Raw genomic sequence first — 21,645 nt, forward strand, 5'->3', positions numbered from 1 at the left:
TCAGACCTCGCCTTCCGTCGATCGATCTTCCCTGTGCGCTCGATCTTCCCTGTGCGCTCGATCTTCCCTGTGCGCTGGATCTTCCCTGTGCGCTGGCCCGCTGTGCTCGGCGGAGCCGTGCGGCTCGAGATGCGCGACGACGAGCAGGTCATCGCCCAGACCTTGCCAGGCATCCACGACCAGTCGTCGCTGCGCGCCGATCGTCCCGACGCCGAGGTCGCCCGTCGCGAGGCGGTCCCCGCCGAGTAGCGTCGGCGCGATGTACACGAGTACCTCGTCGACGAGCCCCGCCCGCAGGAACGACGACGCGAGGGTCGGCCCCCCTTCGACGAAGACGCGTTGGATGCCGAGCTCGCGGAGGCGAGCGAGCAGGTCGGGCAGGTCTTCGCCCTCGTCCTGCATGAAGGGGAGGGGATGAGCGCGCACACGAGCCTCCTGCGGGACCGCGCGGGTGCCGACGACGACCGGTCGCGGCTGCGTCTCGTGGAGGGCGCCGTCGGGGCGGCGCGCGGTGAGTGCCGGGTCGTCGGCGAGGAGCGTCCCGGTGCCGACGACGATCGCATCGGCCGCCGCGCGGCGCTCGTGCACGTCGGCGCGGGCGGCGGGTCCCGTGATCCACTGACTCGTCCCGTCGGATGCCGCTGCGCGCCCGTCGAGGGACTGGGCCCACTTCACCGTCACGTGCGGGCGCGCGAGTCGCTGCACCGTGAGCCAGGAGTTCAGAAGCTCCCGTGCTTCGGCTTCTCCGACGTGCGGCGTCACCTCGACGCCCGCGGCACGCAGGCGCTCGGCGCCCCCGCCCGAGAGCTCGCCGGGGTCATCGACTGCGTAGACGACGCGCGCGACGCCGGCGTCGATCAGCGCCTGCGCGCACGGGCCCGTGCGGCCAGTGTGATTGCACGGCTCGAGGGTGACCACCGCCGTGGCCCCGCGCGCGGCATCCGGTGACACCTTCGAGAGCGCATCGACCTCGGCATGCGGGGTACCGGCGCCGCGGTGCCAGCCTTCGGCGATGATCTCCCCGGCGGCAGAGAGGAGCACGGCGCCCACCTGAGGATTCAGACCGCGCGGGCCGCGACGGGCGAGGTCGAGCGCGCGCGTCATCGCACGCCGATCAGCCGCGTCGCGTGCGGCCTGCTCTGCACCGGTCATCCGTCGTCCTTCGTCGGTGTCCGGGGTGTGCGATGCGCGATCGGCACGACGAGCGCCGCGAACGGTCTCGTCCGTGCTGCCTCTCATCCGGACTCGCGGGCCGCTTCCTCTCGGAAGAGCACCGCATCACCGTCGGTCCCGGAATTCCACCGGGTCGACCCGCATCGCCTTTCGGGCGACGGGGCTCGCGGACTGTCACCGCCGGTTCGGATTCTCACCGACCCCGGAGCACGTGTGTTCTGCTCTCGATCCTACTCAACGCGCGCCGTCGGGTTTCATTCCGTGTCGGAAGGACCTCACTTCAGCAGGCGCGAGAGCCGTCGATCGGCCAGGAGCTTTCCGCCCGTCTGACACGTGGGGCAGTACTCCAGCGAGTTGTCAGCGAAGAAGACGCTCCGCACGTCGTCCCCGCACACCGGGCACGGCTCACCCCGTCGGCCGTGTACGGCCATGCCGCGCCTCTTGGCGTCCTTGAGGTCCGCTGGCGGCCGTCCGGATGCCTGGGCGACGGCATCCGTCAACGTCGCGCGCAGCGCGTCATACAGACGCGAGACCTCGTCGGGGGAGAGCGTCGCCGCGAGGGCGTAGGGCGACATCCGCGCGGCATGGAGGATCTCGTCCGAGTAGGCGTTGCCGACCCCGGCGATGATCGACTGGTCTCGCAGGAGACCTTTGATCTGCGTGCGCCGCCCCGTGAGGAGCGCGGCGAAGGCGTCGGACGTGAACCCCGGGTCGAGCGGGTCGGGTCCCAGGCGCGCCACCCCCGGCACGTCCTGCGGATCGCGGACGACGTAGACGGCCAGCGACTTCTTCGTTCCCGCCTCGGTGAGATCGAGCCCCGATCCGTCGTCGAACCCGATGCGCAGCGCGATCGGCGTCTTCCCCGGGCGGATGACGGTGCCCGGGAGCTGCTCGTACCAGCGGAGCCAGCCGGCCTTGGCCAGGTGGAAGACGAGGTGGAGGGCGGGGGTGGGGGCGTCCGCGGCATCCATCGACAGGTCGATGAACTTGCCGCGTCGGGACGCCGCCGTCACGAGCGCGCCGCGAAGAGCCTCGATCGGCGGATCGTAGGTCTTCAGGGCGGCGATGTTCGCGACGGTCGCCTTCGTGACGTGGAGACCGACCGCGCGCTCGGCGAGGAAGTCGACGAGCCCCTGCACTTCGGGCATCTCCGGCATGGGGCCATCCTGGCACGCCGCACCGACATGCGGGGCACGCGGCGGTTCAGCCGCCCGTCACCGGCCACGCCCGCGGGGCGCGATCGTCGGTCGCGAGGAGCGCCGCCGCCCAGCCGTCCACGCGCCCGCCTTCGCCGAGAAGGGCGTCGCGCCGGACCCCTTCGAAATGGAAGCCGAGCGTCTGCGCGACGCGTGCCGAGGCGTCGTTGCCGACGACGGCGTGCCACTCGATGCGGTGGAGGCCAGCACCCCCCGCATCGGCGGGCGCGAAGCCCCAATCCAGAGCCGTGCGCGCGGCTTCGGTGAGGATTCCGCGACCGCGCGCCGACGCGGCGAGCCAGTACCCGAGTTCACCCGAGCCGCGCCCGTCGACGCGGTACAAGCCGACGACTCCCATCAGCGCGGCTCCATGCCGAATTCCCCACACGAGATGCTCGCCGCTCGCCCAGCCCGCCGCCGTCTTCGCGACGAGCTGCTGGGCCTCGTCGCGGCCGAACGGGGAGGGCACCGAGGTGTACCGCGGGATGTCCGGATCCTGGCAGGCCGCGATCAGAGCATCGATGTCATCCGGGCCGAGCGTGGACAGCTCCAGGCGGCCCGTCCGCAGTGTCACCGGATTCACGCTCACACCCTATCCGCGCGGCCGTTCACAATTCAGTCTCCTCGCAGCCCGTCGATCGCGGTAGCCGCGAGAACACGCGGTCCGCATGCGATGCCCGCCCCAACAAGACTGAATTAGGAACCCCGGGCTGATCGCATCGCCTTCTCCACAGGCGCCCGATTCGCCCATGTGCGCACAGATGTCGGCTGGGGCCGTCACGGCGCCGCGATCCCGCGCGATGGTCGGAGCATGTGGGATGTATGGACGCGCGCCGAATTGCGCGCATTCGGAATGACGGGGCGGGCGATCACCGCGGCCGTACGTGCCGGCGAACTCGTTCGGGCGCGGCGCGACCGGTATCTCGCGGCGGACGCGCCCGCGCCGCTCGTGCAGGCCGTTCATGTCGGGGGGAGGTTGGGGTGTCTCTCGCTGCTCGCGCTGCTCGGCGTCTTCGTCTTCGACGCGCAGGGACTGCACGTCCATATGGAGCGCGGCGACTCGCGCATGAGGACCGCGCACGCCCACTCGCCGCTCGAGACCCGGCGGCACCGGCGTGGCATCCGACTCCACTGGCACCGGCTGGTGGAGCCTCCGCTGGCGGGTGTCGTGGACATCGTCGACGCGCTCATCCACGCAGTGAGATGTCAGCAGCCTCGGTTCGCGATCGCGACGCTCGATAGCGCAATCCAGCGTGGTGTGGCATCCTCCGAACAGATCGACCAGGTGTTCGCCGCGCTCCCCGAGCGATTCCGTGTGCTGAGGCGCTTCCTCGACTCTCGCGCTGAGTCGGGGACCGAGTCGCTGGTGCGCCTGATGCTCGTCCGACTGGGATGCTGCGTCGACGCACAGGTGTTCCTCGACCGTGTCGGTCGTGTGGATCTCGTCGTGGACGGATGGCTGGTCATCGAGTGCGACAGCCACGCCCATCACAGCGAATGGCGGCAGCGCTTGAGGGACTACCGCCGTGACGTCGAACTGGCGCGACAGGGATACTGCGTGCTCCGGATCGTCGCGGAAGACATCCTGTACCGCGAGGACGACGTGTTCGCCGGGCTGGCCGGCCTCGTCGGCTCCCGGTCGGGACACTGATCGGGTTCACAATTCAGTCTCGCCGCCCGAGGACGCGAGACAGAAGTCCGTGATCCTGGGGGGATCGCCGACAGGGCGACGGAAGGAGACTGAATTGTGAACGCGTTGGTGCAGCGACCAGTGACGCGCAGCGACCAGTGACGCCCAGCGGCATGGATGCCGAAGCAGCGCCTACCCGGCGGAGTCAGCCCCGGCGGAGGAGACCGACCTTGTCATACACGTCGGCGAGGGTGGCGTCCGCGACCTCGTCGGCGCGCGTCGCGTTGGATGCCAGGACCCGGTCGAGTTCGGCGGGGTCGGCCAGCAGCTCGAGCGCGCGCTGACGCACCGGCCCGAACTCGTTCACGACGACCTCGGCTAGACCCTTCTTGAAGTCGCCGTAGCCGCGACCGGCGTACTCATCCTCGATCGAGGGGATCTGGCGGCCGGTGAGGGCCGCGTAGATCGTCAGCAGGTTCGAGACCCCCGGCTTCGACTCGCGGTCGTAGCGGACACTGCCGTCGTTGTCGGTCACGGCGCGCATGATCTTCTTCGCCGAGACGGAGGGGTCGTCGAGGAGCCACAGAACACCGGCGTCCGACTCGGCCGACTTCGACATCTTCGCGGTCGGATTCTGCAGGTCGTAGATGCGCGCGGTCTCCTTCTGAATGACGGGCATCGGCACCGTGAACGCCGTGCCGTAGCGCGAGTTGAACCGCTCGGCGAGGTCGCGGGTCAGCTCGACGTGCTGCTTCTGGTCGTCGCCGACCGGGACGATGTCGGTCTGATAGAGCAGGATGTCGGCGGCCATCAGAACGGGGTAGGTGAACAGGCCGACGTTCGTCGCATCGGTCCCGTAGCGCGCCGACTTGTCCTTGAACTGCGTCATCCGGCTCGCCTCGCCGAAGCCGGTGATCGTCGAGAGGATCCAGGCGAGCTCCGCGTGCGCGCGCACGTGCGACTGGACGTACAGGGTCGACTTCGACGGCTCGATGCCGGCGGCGATGTACTGCGCGGCCGTCCGGCGAGTCTTCTCGCGGAGCTCCGCGGGGTCGTTCGGCTGAGTGAGCGCGTGCAGGTCGACGACGGAGAAGAACGCCTCGTAGGCATCCTGCAGATCCCGCCACTGCAGGAGCGCACCGATGTAGTTGCCGATCTGGAGGGAGTCGGCGGACGGCTGCATTCCGGAGTAGAGGCGGGGCTTGGTCATCCCTTCAGTCTATTGAGTGGATGCCGGGGCCCGGTCACCGCCGGCCGCGGTCAGAACGCATAGTCGGCGACGACGGGGGCGTGATCGCTCCAGCGGGTGTCCCATGACGGGGCGCGCACGATCCGATAGTCCACGACACGCTCCGCGAGCGCCGGCGTTGCGAGGTGGTAGTCGATACGCCATCCCGTGTCGGTGTCGAAGGCCTTGCCGCGGTTCGACCACCACGAGTACGGCCCGTCGACCTCGCCCGCCCAGCGTCGGCCGACATCGACCCAGCCGAGGCCGGGGCCGGTCGACCCGTCGACGCCCGTCACGGTCTCGCCTGCGGCGCCGAGAAAGCGGTCGAAGTAGGCCCGCTCGCGCGGCAGGAAGCCTGCCTTCTTGACGTTGCCCTTCCAATTGCGGATGTCGAGTTCGCGATGGCCGACGTTGAGATCGCCCGTGATGACCGCGAGGGGTCCGAGCTGCGGCATCCGCGTCGTCATCGCGTCGAGGAACGCGTACTTCGCATCCTGCTTGGGTGTTCCGTCCTCGCCCGTGAAGACGTAGGCGCTGACGACGGTGACCGTCTGACCGGCCACCTGGACATCAGCCTCGACCCACCGCCCCTTGGAGTCGAGGGTGTCGTCGCCGAGCTCCACGCGCCAGAGGTCGATCGGTTCCCGGGTGGCGATCGCGACGCCCGCTCGTCCCTTGGCGAGAGCTTCGTCGTTCACGACGTGCCAGCCGGGCAGCGCGGCTGCGAGGTCGGAGGCCTCGGCACGCACCTCCTGCAAGGTCAGGACGTCGACGTCCGCGGCATCCAGCCACTCCCGCATGCCCTTGCGGACGGCGGCGCGGATGCCGTTGACGTTCACGGAAGCGAGGCGGAGATTGCGTGGCACCGCAACAGCCTAACGAGGGCTGCCGACACCGCCGTCGACGCGGCCGGAGGCCCGCGCCTCGAGGCGCGCGAGCTCATCCTCCGCGCGCCGAAGGTCGCGCGTCGCGGTCCACCGACCCCACCACGGCGCGTCCGCGCGCGCGATGTGCGCGTCGCGCACACGCACACGCGCCGCGAGCAGCAGTGCCTCCTGCTCCTGACGTCGCCGCTCCTCGGCCGTCACCGGAACCATCGGCACATCGGCATCCCGGGCGGAGGTGGCGACCCAGGATGCCGCGACGAGGATCACGATGCCGACGAGCCGGAACCACAGCAGGAACCCGATGAACACCGAGAACGTGGCGAGCAGAGGATTGGAGGGGGAGTAGAAAAGGAGGAGCCCCGCTCCGAGCTGGAGGACGACGAGCGCACCGCCGCCGAGCGCCGCACCGGGGAGGATGAGCCGCCACCGCAGCGAGGTGCCGGTCAGGAAGCGGATGAGCGCGGCGAGGGCCGCCGTGTTGATGACGAAGGCCACCAGCGCCGATGCGAGACGGCCGGCGATCCAGACCCATCCCGACGAGCCCTTCCAGCCGAAGAAGTCGAAGATCGCCTCGATCACCCCCGTCGTGACGCCGGCGAGTGCCGCGCCGACCAGCAGCGCGAGGCCGAACATCGCCGCCGCGAGGAAGTCGCGCGCTTTCAGCAGCACGTAGTTGCGGGTGTCGAACGGCAGCCCGAAGATGTCGCGTACGGCGCGGCGGGTGAACGTGACGAACCCGATCGCGGTCCACAGCGCGACGACGAAGGCGACGGCACCGGTGATGGCCAGGACGCTGCCGGATCGCTGAGCGATCTCGGCCACGTCCGCCTCGGTGACGAGGCCCTGACCCTCCTCCTTGCCGATGATGCCCGGAATGTAGGAGTTGATGATCGAGATGAGGCCGGACACGGCCGATGCGCTGCCGCCCAGCCAGATGCCGACGACGGCGAACGCCGTATAGATCGCGGAGAACATGGCGAACAGCGATTGATAGCTGATCGCGGCGGCGAGGAGGAATCCGTTGTTGCGCAGGAAGTTGCGCCACACCCGAACCGGGAACCACGCGAGCGTCTTGCGCGTCAGCTGCGTCGCGCGTTCGATCGGCTCGTCGAGCCGCTCGCGCAGCGGAGACTGCTCCCACCGGGTGCGCCAGACGTCGTCGGGCCGCTCGGGTGTGTCGCTCACGCTGTCAGGATATCGAGCGCGGATGCCGCGCCATCGACGCACTGAGAGGCGGCGGCCCGCACTCAGTGGCGCAGGACGGCCTGCTTGACCTCGGCGATGGCCTTCGTCACCTCGATGCCACGGGGGCACGCCTCGGTGCAGTTGAAGGTCGTGCGGCAGCGCCACACGCCCTCCTTGTCGTTGAGGATGTCGAGGCGGGTCGTCGCGGCGTCGTCGCGCGAATCGAAGATGAAGCGGTGCGCGTTGACGATCGCGGCGGGGCCGAAGTACTGCCCGTCCGTCCAGAACACGGGGCACGACGAGGTGCACGCCGCGCACAGGATGCACTTGGTCGTGTCGTCGAAGATCTCGCGGTCGGCGATCGACTGGATGCGCTCCTTGCCCGCTTCGGGCTTCGAGTTCGCGATGAGGAACGGCTGAACCTCGCGATACGACGCGAAGAAGGGCTCCATGTCGACGATGAGGTCCTTCTCCAGCGGCAGGCCCTTGATCGCCTCGACGTAGATCGGCTTCGAGATGTCGAGATCCTTGATCAGCGTCTTGCAGGCGAGACGGTTGCGGCCGTTGATGCGCATCGCGTCGGAACCGCAGATGCCGTGCGCACACGATCGGCGGAATGACAGCGATCCGTCGACCTCCCACTTGATCTTATGGAGCGCGTCGAGCACGCGGTCGGTGGGGTACAGCTCCACGTCGTAGTCGACCCAGCGCGGCTCGGCGTCGACCTCGGGGTCGAAACGACGGATGTTGAAGGTGACGAGATACGACTGGATGGGGGCCTCGCCCGTCGATTCCACGACGGCGGCATCGTCGGCGACGAGCGTCATCAGTACTTCCTCTCCATCGGCGGGTAGTTCAATTCGCCCGCCTCGTTCTTCGTGAACACGACCGGCTTCCAGTCCAGGCGGATGTGGTCCTCGGGGTCGGGCGAGTGCGGGTCGCCCGTGAGGTAGGCCATCGTGTGCTGCATGTAGTTCTCGTCGTCGCGGTTCTCGTAGTCCTCGCGCATGTGGCCGCCGCGGCTCTCCTTGCGGTTGCGGGCGGCGTAGGCGACGATCTCGGCGAGGTCGAGCAGGAAGCCGAGCTCGACGGCCTCGAGCAGGTCGGTGTTGAACCGCTTGCCCTTGTCGTCGACGTGGATGTTCTTGTACCGCTGACGCAGGTCGTGGATCGTGCCCATGACGTTGGTTAGGGTCTCCTCGGTGCGGAAGACCTGCGCGTTGGCATCCATCTCCTCCTGCAGCGTCTTGCGGAGAACGGCGATGCGTTCGGTGCCCGGGTTGTTGCGCAGGCCCTCGAGCATCTCGCGGACGTCCTTCGCCGGATCCTCGGGAAGCGGGACGAAGTCCGCCGTCTGCACGTACTCGACGGCACTGCGACCTGAGCGCTTGCCGAAGACGTTGATGTCGAGGAGCGAGTTCGTGCCGAGACGGTTCGCGCCGTGCACCGAGACGCACGCGCACTCACCGGCGGCGTACAGGCCCGGAACGACGGTGTCGTTGTTCTGCAGCACCTCACCGTTGTTGTTGGTGGGGATGCCTCCCATCGCGTAGTGCGCGGTAGGCATGACCGGCACCGGCTCGGTCACGGGGTCGACGCCGAGGTACGTGCGGGCGAACTCGGTGATGTCGGGAAGCTTCGTCTCGAGGACCTCGGCACCGAGGTGCGTGCAGTCGAGGTAGACGTAGTCCTTGTGGGGTCCGGCACCGCGCCCTTCGAGCACCTCCTTGACCATGCAGCGGGCCACGATGTCGCGCGGTGCCAGGTCTTTGATGGTGGGGGCGTAGCGCTCCATGAAGCGCTCGCCCGACGCGTTGCGCAGGATCGCGCCCTCACCGCGGGCGCCCTCGGTGAGCAGGATGCCGAGGCCCGCGAGACCGGTCGGGTGGAACTGGAAGAACTCGATGTCCTCGAGCGGCAGGCCCTTGCGCCAGACGATGCCGACGCCGTCGCCCGTCAGGGTGTGGGCGTTGGAGGTCGTCTTGTAGATCTTCCCGAACCCGCCCGTCGCGAAGATGACGGCCTTGGAGTGGAAGACGTGGAGATCACCCGTCGCGAGCTCGTAGGCGACGACGCCGGCGACCTGGGTGTTGCCGTCGGCATCCTTCACCGTGATGAGATCGAGCGCGTAGAACTCGTTGAAGAAGTTGATGCCGAGCTTGACGCAGTTCTGGAACAGCGTCTGCAGGATCATGTGGCCCGTGCGGTCGGCGGCGTAGCAGGCGCGACGGACGGGCGTCTTGCCGTGGTCGGCGGTGTGACCGCCGAAGCGACGCTGGTCGATCTTGCCCTCGGGGGTGCGGTTGAAGGGCAGCCCCATGTTCTCGAGGTCGATGACGGCGTCGATCGCCTCCTTGGCGAGGATCTCCGCGGCATCCTGGTCGACGAGGTAGTCGCCGCCCTTGACGGTGTCGAAGGTGTGCCACTCCCACGAGTCCTCTTCGACGTTCGCGAGCGCCGCCGCCATACCGCCCTGCGCCGCACCGGTGTGCGAGCGCGTCGGATACAGCTTCGTGATGACGGCCGTGCGGGCGCCGGGGCCCGCCTCGATCGCGGCACGCATGCCGGCGCCGCCGGCGCCGACGATGACGATGTCGAACTCGTGGTAGTACACACCGTCACGCAGGACGGCTTCGGGATGCGCGGTGGTCGCGGTGCTCACGTCAGGGTTGCCTTCGTCTTCTTACTTCGTCGTCTCGAGAGTGCTCAGGATGCCGCTCAGGCGGCCGAGCACATCTCGATCAGCCAGTCGGTCGTCGAGTTCTCGATGCCCAGGCACGGGTCGAACGTGAAGACGACGAGGGTGCCGAGGAGGATGAGGAACCCGGCCGCGACCCACAGCGCCCAGACGAGAACCTTGCGGGTGGTCGCGCCGGTCACGTAGTCGTTCACGATCGTGCGCATGCCGTTGGCGCCGTGGATGAGCGCGAGCCACAGCATCAGCACGTCCCACCACTGCCAGAACGGGCTGGCGAACTTGCCGGCGACGAACGCGAAGTCGATCCCGTGGATGCCCTCGCCGAGCATGAGATTCACGAAGAGGTGGCCGAAGATGAGCACGACGAGCAGCACACCCGAGATGCGCATGTACAGCCAGCCGAGCTTCTCGAGGTTGCGCCCCCGGCCGCGCGGGCGCGGAGAGCGCGGCGCCGCGATGTCGGCGAGGTGCGCGTCGAGCTCGCGCTCCTGAGCATCGTGGACGAAAGACATCAGTGCCCCCCTCCCACGTTCGCGAAGACGTTCATGAGGTGGCGCGGTGCGAAGCCGGCGAGCGTCACGGCCCACAGTCCGATGACGCCCCACCACAGCTGGCGCTGGTGGCGGGTCGCCCACGGCCACAGGTCGACGGCGATGATGCGCAACCCGTTGTAGGCGTGGTACGCGATCGCGGCGACCAGGAAGACCTCGCCGATGCCCATGATCGGGTTCTTGTACGTGCCGATGACCGCGTCGTACGCCTCGGGGGAGAGACGGATGAGCGCCGTGTCGAGCACGTGCACGAGCAGGAAGAAGAAGATGGCGACGCCGGTGATGCGGTGCAGGACCCACGACCACATGCCCTCGTTACCGCGGTACAGCGTGCCGCGCGGGGTCTTCGACGTGGTCTGGGCTACCGACGGTGTGACGCGTGCTGGTGCAGACACGGTCGTCCTCCCTTGGTGTGATCGGACGCGACGCTGCGGCGAGCAGGACGTCCGCGGGGCCGCGGGGCCCGACTCGTCGCACACGGGGCGCAATCTCATATTAAGTCGCCCCCGCGCGGCCGGGCGAGGAAGGGGAGCCTAACTTCTCTCGATATCGAGAGATCGGCAGGATTCTCCCTTCTTTCGGCGGTGGAGGGTGCCGCCCCGACGCTGACATTCGCGAAACATGAGCCCGATAGTCTCGAGCCATGGTGCATCCCATCGACGACTTCTACGCCGTGATCCCTGCGGGGGGTGTCGGCTCGAGGCTCTGGCCCCTGTCGCGCGCCGATGCCCCGAAATTCCTCCACGACCTCACCGGCTCCGGACACTCGCTGCTGCGAGACACGTGGGATCGGCTCGAGCCGCTCACGGGCCACGATCGGATCGCGGTGGTGACCGGGCGGGCGCACCGCGCCGCCGTGGAGGATCAGCTCCCCGGCATCCCCGACATGAACGTCATTCTCGAATCCGAGCCCCGCGACTCGGCGGCGGCGATCGGTCTGGCGGCGGCGATCCTGCACCGTCGCGAACCCGACGTCATCATCGGTTCGTTCGCGGCGGACCACGTCATCCGCGTGCTGCCCGTGTTCCACTGGGCCGTCGAACAAGCGGTCGCCGTGGCCCGTCAGGGCTACATCTGCACGATCGGGATCACGCCGACCGAGCCGTCGGTCGGGTTCGGCTACATCAAGAAGGGCGACATGCTCGCCATCGAGGGTGCGCCGGAGGGGGCTCTCGTCGAACGCTTCGTGGAGAAGCCGGACCTCGAGACCGCGAAAGAGTACGTGGCATCCCGCGACTACCTGTGGAACGCGGGCATGTTCATCTCGCGTGCCGATGTGCTGCTCGCCGAGATCGAAGCGAACAACCCGGAGCTGCACGCCGGCCTGATGGAGCTCGCCGAGGCATGGGACGACCGCGATCGCCGCGGTCCCGTGGTCGACCGGGTGTGGCCGCGGCTGCAGAAGATCGCGATCGACTACGCCGTCGCCGAACCTGCCGCAGCGTCGGGACGTCTCGCGGTCGTCCCGGGGCACTTCGACTGGGACGACGTGGGCGACTTCGCGAGCCTCGCGAAGCTCAACTCCGGCGGACGCAAGAACGATCTGGCGATCCTCGGCGAGAACGCCCGCATCCTCTCCGATGCCGCCAGCGGCATCGTCGTCAGCCACACGAAGCGTGTCATCAGCCTCATCGGCGTGAAGGACATCGTGGTCGTGGACACCCCCGACGCCCTCCTCGTGACGACGAGCGAGCACGCGCAGCGAGTGAAGGGCGTCGTGGATGCCTTGAAGCTGACCGGTCGCGGCGACGTTCTCTGACCGTCGCGTCACGGGATCATTGCGTCTTTGTAACCATTCGCATCCACACGCGCGGTCGACGTGCAAACCGGTCGTCACACTGGGTAACTTCGATCCGTGCGCCCGCGAGATCCGCGGGTCTATCAATGTGGAGGCTGCATTGACCATCTCGACCCCTAAGAAGCTCGCGGGCATCACTGCCGCCGCCGGGCTCATCATCGCCCTCGCCGGCTGCGGTTCGGCTCCCGACGCGTCGAACACCGGCACCGCCGGTGCCGGCGGCGCCGTTGACGGCTTCAAGCCGTGCATGGTCTCGGACGCGGGCGGCTTCGACGACAAGTCGTTCAACCAGCTCGGCTACGAGGGTCTGCAGAAGGCCGCCGGCGAGCTCGGCGTCGACTTCAAGGCCGTCGAGTCCAGCTCCGAGTCGGACTACGCGCCCAACCTGCAGAGCCTCGTCGACGACGGCTGCAAGCTGATCATCACGGTCGGATTCGCCCTCGCCGCCGCTGCCGGTGAGTCGGCCGCGGCGAACCCCGAGATCGAGTACGTCTCGATCGACGACATGGTCGACAACGACTTCGACGGCAAGACCGACCAGCCGAACATCAAGCCCATCATCTTCGACACCGCGCAGGCGGCGTTCATGGCGGGCTACGCGTCGGCCTCGTACTCCACCGCGAAGAAGGTCGGCACGTTCGGCGGCATGAACTTCCCGACGGTCTCGATCTTCATGGACGGCTTCAAGCAGGGCGTCGAGTACTGGAACAAGGAGAAGAGCGACAACGTCCAGGTCATCGGCTGGGACGGCACCGACGGTGTCTTCACCGGTGGATTCGAGGCCAACCAGGACGCGATCAACGCTGCGCAGGGCATCGTCGACCAGGGCGTCGACGTGCTGCTCCCCGTCGGCGGTCCGATCTACCAGTCGGCGGCATCGGTCATCCGCTCCTCGGGCCGTGAGATCGCGCTCGTGGGCGTCGACGCCGACGTGTTCGAGACGGACCCGTCGGTCGGCGACCTGCTCCTCACCTCGATCCGCAAGCTCATCGACGTGGGTGTCGAGGACGCGGTGATGGCGGCGGGCAAGGGCTCGTTCGACGCGACGCCGTTCATCGGCACGCTCGAGAACGAGGGCGTGGGCCTGGCCCCGTTCCACGACTTCGAGTCGAAGGTCTCGCCCGACCTGCAGGGTGAGCTGGACAAGATCAAGGCCGGCATCATCGACGGTTCGATCACCGTCAAGTCGTACCTCGCGGGCTGATCCCGTACGCGGGCGGGGAGGCCGGTTCGCCGGCCTCCCCGCCTTCTTTTCGCCCCTGTAGTCCGTGCGACCGGTCCACCCTTAACCGCCGCACGCCCGTTAACTAGGATCGAACCCATGAAGCTCGAACTCCGTGGCATCACGAAGCGGTTCGGCAGTCTCGTCGCCAACGATCACATCGACCTCGTCGTGGAGCCCGGTGAGATCCACTGCCTGCTCGGCGAGAACGGCGCCGGTAAGTCGACCCTGATGAACGTCCTCTACGGTCTGTACACCGCCGATGAGGGCACGATCCTCCTCGACGACCACGTCCAGGCTTTCCGTGGCCCCGGTGACGCGATGCGCGCCGGAATCGGCATGGTGCACCAGCACTTCATGCTCGTCCCGGTCTTCACCGTCGCCGAGAACGTCATGCTCGGCCACGAACCGACCAAGGCCGGAGGCATCCTCGATCTCCAGACCGCGCGCGAGCGGGTACGTGAGATCTCCGCGCGGTTCGGGTTCGACGTCGACCCGGATGCCGTGGTCGAGGATCTGCCCGTCGGCGTCCAGCAGCGCGTCGAGATCATCAAGGCGCTCTCGCGCGACGCGAAGGTGCTCGTCTTCGACGAACCGACCGCCGTCCTCACGCCGCAGGAGACCGACGAGCTCATGGCGATCATGCGCCAGCTCAAGGCATCCGGCACCTCCATCGTCTTCATCACGCACAAGCTGCGCGAGGTCCGCGAAGTGGCGGACCGCATCACGGTCATCCGGCTCGGCAAGGTCGTGGGCGAGGCGAGCCCGACGTCGTCGAACACGGAGCTCGCCTCCCTCATGGTCGGTCGCGCCGTCGAGCTCACCGTCCACAAGAACCCGCCCGTCCTCGGCGAGGAGGCGCTCGTCGTCGAGCACCTCTCGGTCATCGATCCGGGCGGGCAGATCGTCGTCAACGACGTCAGCTTCGCGGTGCGCGGCGGTGAGGTCCTCGCCATCGCCGGCGTCCAGGGCAACGGTCAGACCGAGCTCACCGAGGCGCTCATCGGCATGCAGCCGCTCGTCCGCGGCTCGATCACGCTCGGCGGCGAGCAGCTCGTCGGGCGCAGCATCCGTCGCGTCCTCGACGAGGGCGTCGGGTTCGTCCCCGAAGACCGCAACGTCGACGGTCTCGTGGGCGAGTTCACGATCGCCGAGAACCTCATGCTCGACCGGGCGAACGGGGAGCCCTTCGTCAAGCGCGGGACGGTGCAGCGGCGCGTCCGCGACGAGTTCGCACAGGCGAAGTTCACCGAGTTCGACGTGCGTGCGCCCTCGCTCGACACGCCCGTCGGGCGCCTGTCGGGCGGCAACCAGCAGAAGGTCGTGCTCGCTCGCGAGCTCAGCCGTGACCTGTCGCTCTTCGTCGCGGCGCAGCCGACGCGCGGTGTCGATGTCGGGTCGATCGAGTTCATCCACAAACGCATCGTCGAGACGCGCGACTCCGGCATCCCGGTCATCGTCGTCTCGACGGAGCTGGACGAGGTGTCCGCCCTCGCTGATCGGATCATGGTCATGTACCGCGGCCGCATCATCGGCATCGTGCCCGGCGACACGCCGCGCGACGTCCTGGGTCTCATGATGGCGGGGGAGAACCCCGACGGGGAAGGGGTGGCCGCGTGAGCGCCGCAACCGACACGCCCGCGCCGCGCTCGGCGCCGCAGAAGGCGTCAGCAGCCGCGCCGCCGCCCGGTAAATGGCACGACGCGTTCGTGCGCATCACGCAGGGGAACGCCCTCATCTCGGTGCTCGCGGTGGTCCTCGCGCTCATTGTCGGCGGCATCATGATCGCGGCGACGGATGCCGAGGTGCAGCGCACCGCGGGATACTTCTTCGCCCGCCCCGGTGACATGCTCGCCGCGATCGGCAACGCCGTCGGCGGGGCCTACGCCGCGCTGTTCCGCGGATCGATCTACAACGTCAACGCACCGGATTTCGCCCGCGGCATCCGTCCGTTCACCGAGACGCTCACCTTCGCGACGCCGCTCATCGCCGCGGGCCTCGGCGTCGCGCTGGCGTTCCGCATCGGCATGTTCAACATCGGCGGTCGCGGGCAGATGCTCATGGCGTCGGCCGGTGCCGGGTGGATCGCCTTCGGCTTCGACCTGCCTTTCCCCCTGCACATGGCTCTCGCCGTCCTCGTCGGCATGCTGTGCGGGGCGCTCTGGGGCGGTATCGCGGGCCTGTTGAAGGCCCGCACCGGCGCGCACGAGGTGATCGTCACGATCATGCTGAACTACGTCGCGTTCTACCTGATCTCGTGGATGCTGCGCACGCCCGGTCTCCTCCAGGCGCCCGGATCGAGCAACCCCAAGTCGCCCGCGATGAAGGAGACAGCGATCTTCCCGGACCTCCTCGGCACCGGGTACAACCTGCACTTCGGCTTCATCCTGGTGATCCTCGCGACGATCGTCGTGTGGTGGATCCTCACCCGCTCGAGCCTCGGGTTCAAGTTCCGCGCCGTCGGCGAGAACCCCAACGCCGCGCGCGTCGCGGGCATCGACGTCAAGAACATGTACGTCTACGGCATGCTCATCGCGGGCGCTCTGGCGGGCCTCGCGGGCGTCAACCAGGTGCTCGGCACGATCACCACCGGCTTCACGGCGGGCATCGACGCGGGCATCGGCTTCGACGCGATCACGGTGGCGCTTCTCGGCCGCTCCACGCCGTGGGGCACCTTCGCCGCCGGCATCCTGTTCGGCGCGTTCAAGGCCGGCGGGTTCGCCATGCAGGCCAGCCAGCAGATCCCCATCGAGATCGTCACCGTCGTGCAGTCGCTCATCGTGCTGTTCATCGCGGCGCCCCCGCTCGTGCGTACGATCTTCTTCCTCCCCTCGCCGGAGCGCGACGCGCGCCGCCGGGAGAAGGCCCGCGAAAAGGAGCTGAAGCGCAAGGTGGATGCCGATCCGTCGACGGACGCGCAGGGGATCGACTCGAAGGGGGTGTCCGCATGAGCATCACGGGAGACGCGGTCGTCACGACGCCCCCGAGCGCGCAACTGCCCGAGACCACTGTCATCCGCAGTTGGAAGACGCCGATCGCCCTCGCGATCTTCTCCGTCCTGTTCGGCGTGCTGCTGCTCGCCGCGCCGCGAGCGGGCGAGACGACCTTCCATCTCTCCACCGCGGCCGACGCGCTGCAGCTCCCCGAGATCCTCGCGCCCGTCATGCCGACCGCGTGGATCACGCTCGTCGTCGGAGTGCTGCTGACGGCGGCGTCCGCGTACTTCGTCCGCGCGTTCGGGCGCGCGCCGCTGTGGATCGTGGCGGCGTACATCATCGTGGTGGTCGTCGGGTTCCTCACGTGGGCGGCGGCGGGAGGCACCGTTCCCGTCGCAGGGCTCCTCGCGGGGTCGCTGGGCCTTGCCGTGCCGCTCATCTACGGCGCACTCGCGGGTGTGATCGGCGAGCGTGCGGGTGTCGTCAACATCGCGATCGAGGGGCAGCTGCTCTCCGGCGCGTTCACGGCGGCGCTAGTGGCCTCCCTCACGGGGCAGCCGGTCCTCGGCCTTCTCGCGGCCGCCGTCGCGGGCATGCTCGTCGCGTTCGTGCTCGCCGCGTTCGCGATCAAGTACCTCGTCGACCAGGTGATCGTCGGTGTCGTGCTCAACGTGCTTGTGGCGGGTCTCACGAGCTTCCTGTTCTCGCAGGTGCTCCAGCCGAACGCCGCGACGCTCAACACGCCGCCGCGCTTCGACCGCATTCCGATCCCGCTCCTCAGCGAGATCCCGGTGCTCGGCCCGGTGCTGTTCCGCCAGACGATCATCGTCTACCTGATGTACGTCGCCGTCGCACTCGTCTGGATCGGGATGTTCAAGACGCGCTGGGGGCTTCGACTGCGCGCTGTCGGCGAGCACCCGCAGGCCGCCGACACCGTCGGCATCAAGGTCAACGCGACGCGCTTCTGGAACGTGATTCTCGCCGGTGCCATCGCCGGAATCGGCGGCACCGTGTTCACGATCGGAAATGGCATCGCGTTCAACAAGGAGATGACGGCGGGTGCCGGCTTCATCGCCCTCGCGGCGGTCATCTTCGGTCAGTGGGATCCGATCAAGGCGACGCTCGCGGCGCTGCTGTTCGGGTTCGCATCGAGCCTGCAGAACACGCTCAGCGTCATCGGATCGCCGGTGCCGAGCGAGTTCATGCTCATGTTGCCGTACCTCGTGACGATCTTCGTCGTCGCCGGGGTCGTCGGAAAGTCCCGTGCGCCCGCCGCCGACGGCGTCGCGTACGTGAAGGGGTGAGGTCTGTGACGGATATCGATTGGGACGAGCTGCGCCAGGTCGCCACGGAGGCGATGGCGCGCGCGTATGCGCCGTACTCCCGCTACAAGGTGGGGGCGGCCGCTCTCGTGAGCGACGGGCGGATCGTCTCCGGCTGCAACGTCGAGAACGCCTCGTACGGCGTGGGACTGTGTGCGGAATGCGCGCTCGTGGGTGACCTGCACATGTCGGGCGGTGGAGAGCTCGTCGCGTTCGTGTGCGTCAACGGCGAGGGCGAGACGATCGTGCCCTGCGGACGCTGCCGGCAGCTGTTGAACGAGTTCGCCCTGCCGGGCATGCTCCTCGAGACGGTGTCGGGCATCCGCACGATCGACGAGGTGCTTCCGGATGCCTTCGGGCCGAGAGACCTGGAGTCGGTGCGATGACCGCGGCATCCACCGCCGGCGTCGAGGCGCCCGAACCGTTCGACGCGGTCGATGTCATCCGCACGAAGCGCGACAAGGGGACGATCCCCGAGGACGCGCTGCGCTGGATGATCGACGCCTACACGCGCGAATACGTCGCAGATTCGCAGATGGCGGCCTTCGCGATGGCGGTGCTCCTCAACGGCATGAGCCGTGACGAGATCCGCGTCATGACGGACGCGATGATCGCCTCGGGCGAGCGGATGAGCTTCGCGGGGCTCGGCAAGCGCACCGTCGACAAGCACTCCACGGGCGGTGTCGGCGACAAGATCACGTTGCCGCTCGCGCCTCTCGTCGCCTCCTTCGGGGTCGCCGTGCCGCAGCTCTCCGGCCGCGGGCTCGGCCACACGGGTGGCACGCTCGACAAGCTCGAGTCGATCCCGGGATGGCGCGCAGCCCTCTCGAATGACGAGATGACGGCGCAGCTGCGCGGCGTCGGCGCCGTCATCTGTGCGGCCGGATCCGGCCTCGCGCCGGCCGACAAGCGGCTCTACGCGTTGCGCGACGTCACGGGCACGGTCGAGGCGATCCCGCTGATCGCGTCGAGCATCATGTCGAAGAAGATCGCCGAAGGCACCGACGCGCTGGTCCTCGACGTCAAGTTCGGTTCGGGTGCATTCATGCGCGACGTCGACAAGGCGCGTGAACTCGCGCGCACCATGGTCGCGCTCGGCACTGACTCGGGCGTCGCCACGACGGCCCTGCTGACCGACATGAACACCCCGCTCGGCCTCGCGATCGGCAACGCGAACGAAGTGCGCGAGTCGGTCGAGGTCCTCGCCGGCGGCGGACCCGCTGACATCGTCGAGCTGACGGTGGCGCTCGCTCGCGAGATGCTCGCGCTCGCGGGCCAGCCCGACGCCGACGTCGAGAAGGCGCTTCAGGACGGACGTGCGATGGATGCCTGGCGCGAGATGATCCGCGCGCAGGACGGTGACCCGGACGGCGTGCTCCCGACCCCGCGCGAGACCCACACGGTGGTCGCGCCGTCGTCGGGGATCATCACGCGGATGGATGCCCTCCCGTTCGGCGTCGCCGCCTGGCGCCTCGGCGCCGGGCGTGCTCGCGCGCAGGACCCCGTCATCCACGCCGCGGGCATCGACCTGCTCGTGAAGCCCGGCGACGAGGTCGCGGAGGGTCAGCCGCTGTTCACCTTGTCCGCGGATGATGAGAAGCGCTTCGCCCGCGCCCTCGACGCCCTCGACGGGGCTTATGAGATCGGTTCGGAAGCTCCGGCATCCTCACCGCTCGTCCTCGAGCGCATCACCGCCTGACATACCCCTCTCCACCCGAAGGAGTAACCGCATGGCCATCGAACAGCACGGCGACACGAAGCTCGAGGGCGTCTCGATCCGGTCGCTCCCGAAGGTGTCGCTGCACGATCACCTCGACGGCGCACTCCGTCCGCAGACGATCATCGAGCTCGCCGACGAGATCGGCGTCGAGGTGCCGGAGAACGACGCCGATGACCTCGCCGACTGGTTCGAGGACCAGAGCGACTCAGGCTCTCTCGTCGAATACCTGAAGACGTTCGATCTGACGACGGCGGTCATGCAGACCGCCGATGGGTTGCGTCGCGTCGCACGCGAATTCGTCGAGGACCTCGCCGCCGACGGCGTGATCTACGGAGAGGTGCGCTGGGCGCCCGAGCAGCACCTCGCCCGCGGACTGACCCTCGAAGAAGCGGTAGAGGCCGTGCAGGAGGGCATCGAGGAGGGCGAGGACGCGGTGTCCTCCGGGGGCCGGGGTAGCCGAGACATCCGCGTCGGCCAGCTCATCACGGCGATGCGGCACACCGACCGATCGCTCGAGATCGCCGAGCTCGCGGTCGCGTTCCGCGGTCGCGGAGCGGTCGGGTTCGACATCGCCGGTCCGGAGGACGGCTTCCCCGCGTCGAACCACCGCGCGGCCTTCGACTACCTGGCATCCGAGTTCTTCCCCGCCACGGTGCACGCGGGCGAAGCGGCGGGTCTCGACTCGATCCGCTCGGCACTCATCGATGGGCGGGCCCTGCGCCTCGGCCACGGGGTGCGCATCGCCGAAGATCTCGAGATCGTCCAGCAGAAGGGCGACGAAGTGCTCGTCACCTTCGGCGACCTGGCGCGCTGGGTGCGCGACCGGGAGATCCCGCTCGAACTGTCGCCGTCGTCCAACCTGCAGACCGGGGCGATCGCGAAATGGGGGACCGCCCTCGAGGACCACCCATTCGACCTTCTCTACCAGCTCGGCTTCGCCGTGACGGTCAACGTCGACAACCGCACGATGAGCCGCACGTCGCTGACGCGCGAGCTGGCTCTGCTGGCCGAGACGTTCGACTACCGCCTGGAGGACCTGGAAGCCTTCCAGCTGAACGCCGCGGCGGGGGCGTTTCTCTCGGTCGAGGAGCGCGAGGAACTCATCGAGCTGATCGGCGAGGGCTTCGCCGGCTGAGCCGCGCTCGCGGACCGCGCCGTGCGTGCACAACTCCTTCGATCTGAGCCGCTCGGCTTCTTGAGAGGGGTAGCGGAGGGTGCGACCCCCAACATCGAAGGAGTTACGCACGCGGTCCGCGGGCAAGGATCCGCTTGAGTTCGGCGAGGACGTGTTCGGGTGCCCCGAGGATGTCTTCTGCTATCGGCCGAATGGTGGTGTAGCCGAGAGCCGCCGCGGCGATATCGCGTCGGCGATCTCTCTTCTGTGCCTCCCAGCCTTCGTGAAACTCCCTGCTGTCGCACTCGATGATCAACCAGCCGTCGACGACGAAGTCGACCCGACCGACACCGTCGATCGACACCTGCAGCTCGACACGACAGCCGAGCCCGCGCAGCATCAGTCGCATCAGGGATTCGGGACCTGACTCCGATCTCCGGTCCAAGAGGCCGAGGAGGCGGCGGAAGCGCCGCGGCAGGCGTGCGAACACCTCTGCGATCCGTTCGTCATTGACGAACCCGTGGTGCCAGGCGCTGTCCAGGGTCGCGACTGCGTCTCGTGGCGATTGGCACCGGCACGCCTGGGCCAGGGCCTCGACGAGGTCGCCTGCGACGGCCGTGCGGCCCGCGCACGACTTCCGCCAGTGTGCGACGATCGCACGGTCTCGGGGCGGGAGCCTGCTGGAACCCATATCCACCTGCACGTGCAGGGACCCGCGGTCCCGGACGAAGATGCCGATAGACGAGAGGAGCGAGACGCAGTCGAGGCGTCCTCCGACACGCAGCGCACGGATGACGTCGGGATGATAACCCGAGGGGAGATAGCGCCCTCGTCGCACGCGAATCAGGCGTCCGTCCTCGACGGCGGTAGCGCACTGGCGCCGTGTCAGACCGTGCGCTGCGAGCATGCGGGGTTCGAGGTACTCGAGTGTCAGGATCTGCGCCGCGCGATCGCGGGGTGTGGGAGTTGTCATGCCCCACACCCA

The 21,645-nt window shown here is 68.4% G+C and carries 20 protein-coding genes and 1 riboswitch; of the genes, 9 read left to right on the forward strand and 11 right to left on the reverse strand.

The window, feature by feature from the left end:
* The 3 genes from ribD to WFI52_RS04345 form a co-directional block, all read right to left on the reverse strand.
* Positions 1–1,152 (reverse strand): bifunctional diaminohydroxyphosphoribosylaminopyrimidine deaminase/5-amino-6-(5-phosphoribosylamino)uracil reductase RibD, encoded by a 1,152-nt coding sequence (ribD, locus tag WFI52_RS04335; protein ID WP_336625950.1) that lies wholly within the window; start codon positions 1,150–1,152, stop codon positions 1–3.
* Positions 1,153–1,221: 69 nt separating this feature from the next.
* Positions 1,222–1,388: riboswitch (FMN riboswitch) on the reverse strand.
* Positions 1,389–1,448: 60 nt separating this feature from the next.
* The gene (locus WFI52_RS04340; RefSeq protein ID WP_336625949.1) at positions 1,449–2,330 is read right to left on the reverse strand and encodes an Fpg/Nei family DNA glycosylase; all 882 of its coding nucleotides are present in this window, start codon (positions 2,328–2,330) and stop codon (positions 1,449–1,451) included.
* 46 nt (positions 2,331–2,376) lie between these two features.
* Positions 2,377–2,952: a GNAT family N-acetyltransferase gene (locus WFI52_RS04345; protein ID WP_336625948.1), complete on the reverse strand. Its 576-nt coding sequence runs from the start codon at positions 2,950–2,952 to the stop codon at positions 2,377–2,379.
* 228 nt (positions 2,953–3,180) lie between these two features.
* Between WFI52_RS04345 and WFI52_RS04350 the strand changes: the two genes are divergently transcribed.
* Positions 3,181–4,020, forward strand: coding sequence for an endonuclease domain-containing protein (locus WFI52_RS04350; RefSeq protein WP_336625947.1), 840 nt, complete (start codon positions 3,181–3,183; stop codon positions 4,018–4,020).
* Positions 4,021–4,204: 184 nt separating this feature from the next.
* Here WFI52_RS04350 and trpS read toward each other — a convergent pair whose 3' ends face one another.
* The 7 genes from trpS to sdhC form a co-directional block, all read right to left on the reverse strand.
* Positions 4,205–5,209: a tryptophan--tRNA ligase gene (gene trpS / locus WFI52_RS04355; RefSeq protein WP_336625946.1), complete on the reverse strand. Its 1,005-nt coding sequence runs from the start codon at positions 5,207–5,209 to the stop codon at positions 4,205–4,207.
* Between the two features lie 50 nt (positions 5,210–5,259).
* Positions 5,260–6,093: an exodeoxyribonuclease III gene (locus WFI52_RS04360; RefSeq protein WP_336625945.1), complete on the reverse strand. Its 834-nt coding sequence runs from the start codon at positions 6,091–6,093 to the stop codon at positions 5,260–5,262.
* Between the two features lie 9 nt (positions 6,094–6,102).
* Positions 6,103–7,299, reverse strand: coding sequence for a YihY/virulence factor BrkB family protein (locus tag WFI52_RS04365; protein WP_336625944.1), 1,197 nt, complete (start codon positions 7,297–7,299; stop codon positions 6,103–6,105).
* Positions 7,300–7,361: 62 nt separating this feature from the next.
* Entirely contained in the window at positions 7,362–8,126 is a 765-nt protein-coding gene (locus tag WFI52_RS04370; protein WP_336625943.1) for a succinate dehydrogenase iron-sulfur subunit, read from the reverse strand.
* Entirely contained in the window at positions 8,126–9,961 is a 1,836-nt protein-coding gene (gene sdhA, locus WFI52_RS04375; protein WP_336625942.1) for a succinate dehydrogenase flavoprotein subunit, read from the reverse strand. The genes WFI52_RS04370 and sdhA overlap by 1 nt, the downstream gene beginning before the upstream one ends.
* Positions 9,962–10,017: 56 nt before the next feature.
* A complete protein-coding gene (locus tag WFI52_RS04380; protein WP_336625941.1) occupies positions 10,018–10,509 on the reverse strand; it encodes a succinate dehydrogenase hydrophobic membrane anchor subunit in 492 nt (163 codons plus the stop codon).
* Complete coding sequence (gene sdhC, locus WFI52_RS04385) at positions 10,509–10,943, reverse strand: succinate dehydrogenase, cytochrome b556 subunit (protein ID WP_336625940.1); 435 nt, start codon at positions 10,941–10,943, stop codon at positions 10,509–10,511. Before sdhC ends, WFI52_RS04380 begins: the two co-directional genes overlap by 1 nt.
* Positions 10,944–11,191: 248 nt before the next feature.
* On the opposite strand from sdhC, the gene WFI52_RS04390 reads away from it, so the two are divergent.
* The 8 genes from WFI52_RS04390 to WFI52_RS04425 all read left to right on the forward strand — a co-directional run bounded on the left by WFI52_RS04390 (position 11,192) and on the right by WFI52_RS04425 (position 20,681).
* Complete coding sequence (locus tag WFI52_RS04390; protein WP_336625939.1) at positions 11,192–12,307, forward strand: mannose-1-phosphate guanylyltransferase; 1,116 nt, start codon at positions 11,192–11,194, stop codon at positions 12,305–12,307.
* Positions 12,308–12,446: 139 nt separating this feature from the next.
* A complete protein-coding gene (locus WFI52_RS04395; RefSeq protein ID WP_336625938.1) occupies positions 12,447–13,550 on the forward strand; it encodes a BMP family lipoprotein in 1,104 nt (367 codons plus the stop codon).
* Between the two features lie 117 nt (positions 13,551–13,667).
* Positions 13,668–15,188, forward strand: coding sequence for an ABC transporter ATP-binding protein (locus WFI52_RS04400; RefSeq protein ID WP_336625937.1), 1,521 nt, complete (start codon positions 13,668–13,670; stop codon positions 15,186–15,188).
* Entirely contained in the window at positions 15,185–16,519 is a 1,335-nt protein-coding gene (locus WFI52_RS04405) for an ABC transporter permease (protein ID WP_336625936.1), read from the forward strand. Before WFI52_RS04400 ends, WFI52_RS04405 begins: the two co-directional genes overlap by 4 nt.
* On the forward strand, positions 16,516–17,808 hold the full coding sequence (locus WFI52_RS04410; RefSeq protein WP_336625935.1) for an ABC transporter permease: 1,293 nt from the start codon (positions 16,516–16,518) through the stop codon (positions 17,806–17,808). The genes WFI52_RS04405 and WFI52_RS04410 overlap by 4 nt, the downstream gene beginning before the upstream one ends.
* A gap of 5 nt (positions 17,809–17,813) precedes the next feature.
* Positions 17,814–18,212, forward strand: coding sequence for a cytidine deaminase (locus WFI52_RS04415; protein WP_336625934.1), 399 nt, complete (start codon positions 17,814–17,816; stop codon positions 18,210–18,212).
* Positions 18,209–19,525, forward strand: coding sequence for a thymidine phosphorylase (locus WFI52_RS04420; RefSeq protein ID WP_336625933.1), 1,317 nt, complete (start codon positions 18,209–18,211; stop codon positions 19,523–19,525). Before WFI52_RS04415 ends, WFI52_RS04420 begins: the two co-directional genes overlap by 4 nt.
* A gap of 31 nt (positions 19,526–19,556) precedes the next feature.
* Entirely contained in the window at positions 19,557–20,681 is a 1,125-nt protein-coding gene (locus tag WFI52_RS04425) for an adenosine deaminase (protein WP_336625932.1), read from the forward strand.
* A gap of 103 nt (positions 20,682–20,784) precedes the next feature.
* On the opposite strand, the gene WFI52_RS04430 is transcribed toward WFI52_RS04425, so the two are convergent.
* Positions 20,785–21,633, reverse strand: a complete 849-nt coding sequence (locus WFI52_RS04430; protein ID WP_336625931.1) for an endonuclease domain-containing protein — start codon at positions 21,631–21,633, stop codon at positions 20,785–20,787.
* Positions 21,634–21,645: the final 12 nt, after the last annotated feature.

The sequence above is a fragment of the Microbacterium sp. MMO-20 genome (genome assembly GCF_037147735.1).
In the GTDB taxonomy this organism is placed as follows: Bacteria; Actinomycetota; Actinomycetes; order Actinomycetales; family Microbacteriaceae; genus Microbacterium.

Bases quoted from the DNA above. Each gene is read 5' to 3' on its own strand.
- WFI52_RS04400 (WP_336625937.1), top strand. From the start codon at position 13,668: ATGAAGCTCGAACTCCGTGGCATCACGAAGCGGTTCGGCAGTCTCGTC.
- WFI52_RS04340 (WP_336625949.1), bottom strand. From the start codon at position 2,330: ATGCCGGAGATGCCCGAAGTGCAGGGGCTCGTCGACTTCCTCGCCGAG.
- WFI52_RS04380 (WP_336625941.1), bottom strand. From the start codon at position 10,509: ATGTCTTTCGTCCACGATGCTCAGGAGCGCGAGCTCGACGCGCACCTC.
- WFI52_RS04370 (WP_336625943.1), bottom strand. From the start codon at position 8,126: ATGACGCTCGTCGCCGACGATGCCGCCGTCGTGGAATCGACGGGCGAG.
- WFI52_RS04425 (WP_336625932.1), top strand. From the start codon at position 19,557: ATGGCCATCGAACAGCACGGCGACACGAAGCTCGAGGGCGTCTCGATC.
- ribD (WP_336625950.1), bottom strand. From the start codon at position 1,152: ATGACCGGTGCAGAGCAGGCCGCACGCGACGCGGCTGATCGGCGTGCG.
- WFI52_RS04390 (WP_336625939.1), top strand. From the start codon at position 11,192: ATGGTGCATCCCATCGACGACTTCTACGCCGTGATCCCTGCGGGGGGT.
- WFI52_RS04430 (WP_336625931.1), bottom strand. From the start codon at position 21,633: ATGACAACTCCCACACCCCGCGATCGCGCGGCGCAGATCCTGACACTC.
- WFI52_RS04410 (WP_336625935.1), top strand. From the start codon at position 16,516: ATGAGCATCACGGGAGACGCGGTCGTCACGACGCCCCCGAGCGCGCAA.
- trpS (WP_336625946.1), bottom strand. From the start codon at position 5,209: ATGACCAAGCCCCGCCTCTACTCCGGAATGCAGCCGTCCGCCGACTCC.
- WFI52_RS04420 (WP_336625933.1), top strand. From the start codon at position 18,209: ATGACCGCGGCATCCACCGCCGGCGTCGAGGCGCCCGAACCGTTCGAC.
- WFI52_RS04350 (WP_336625947.1), top strand. From the start codon at position 3,181: ATGTGGGATGTATGGACGCGCGCCGAATTGCGCGCATTCGGAATGACG.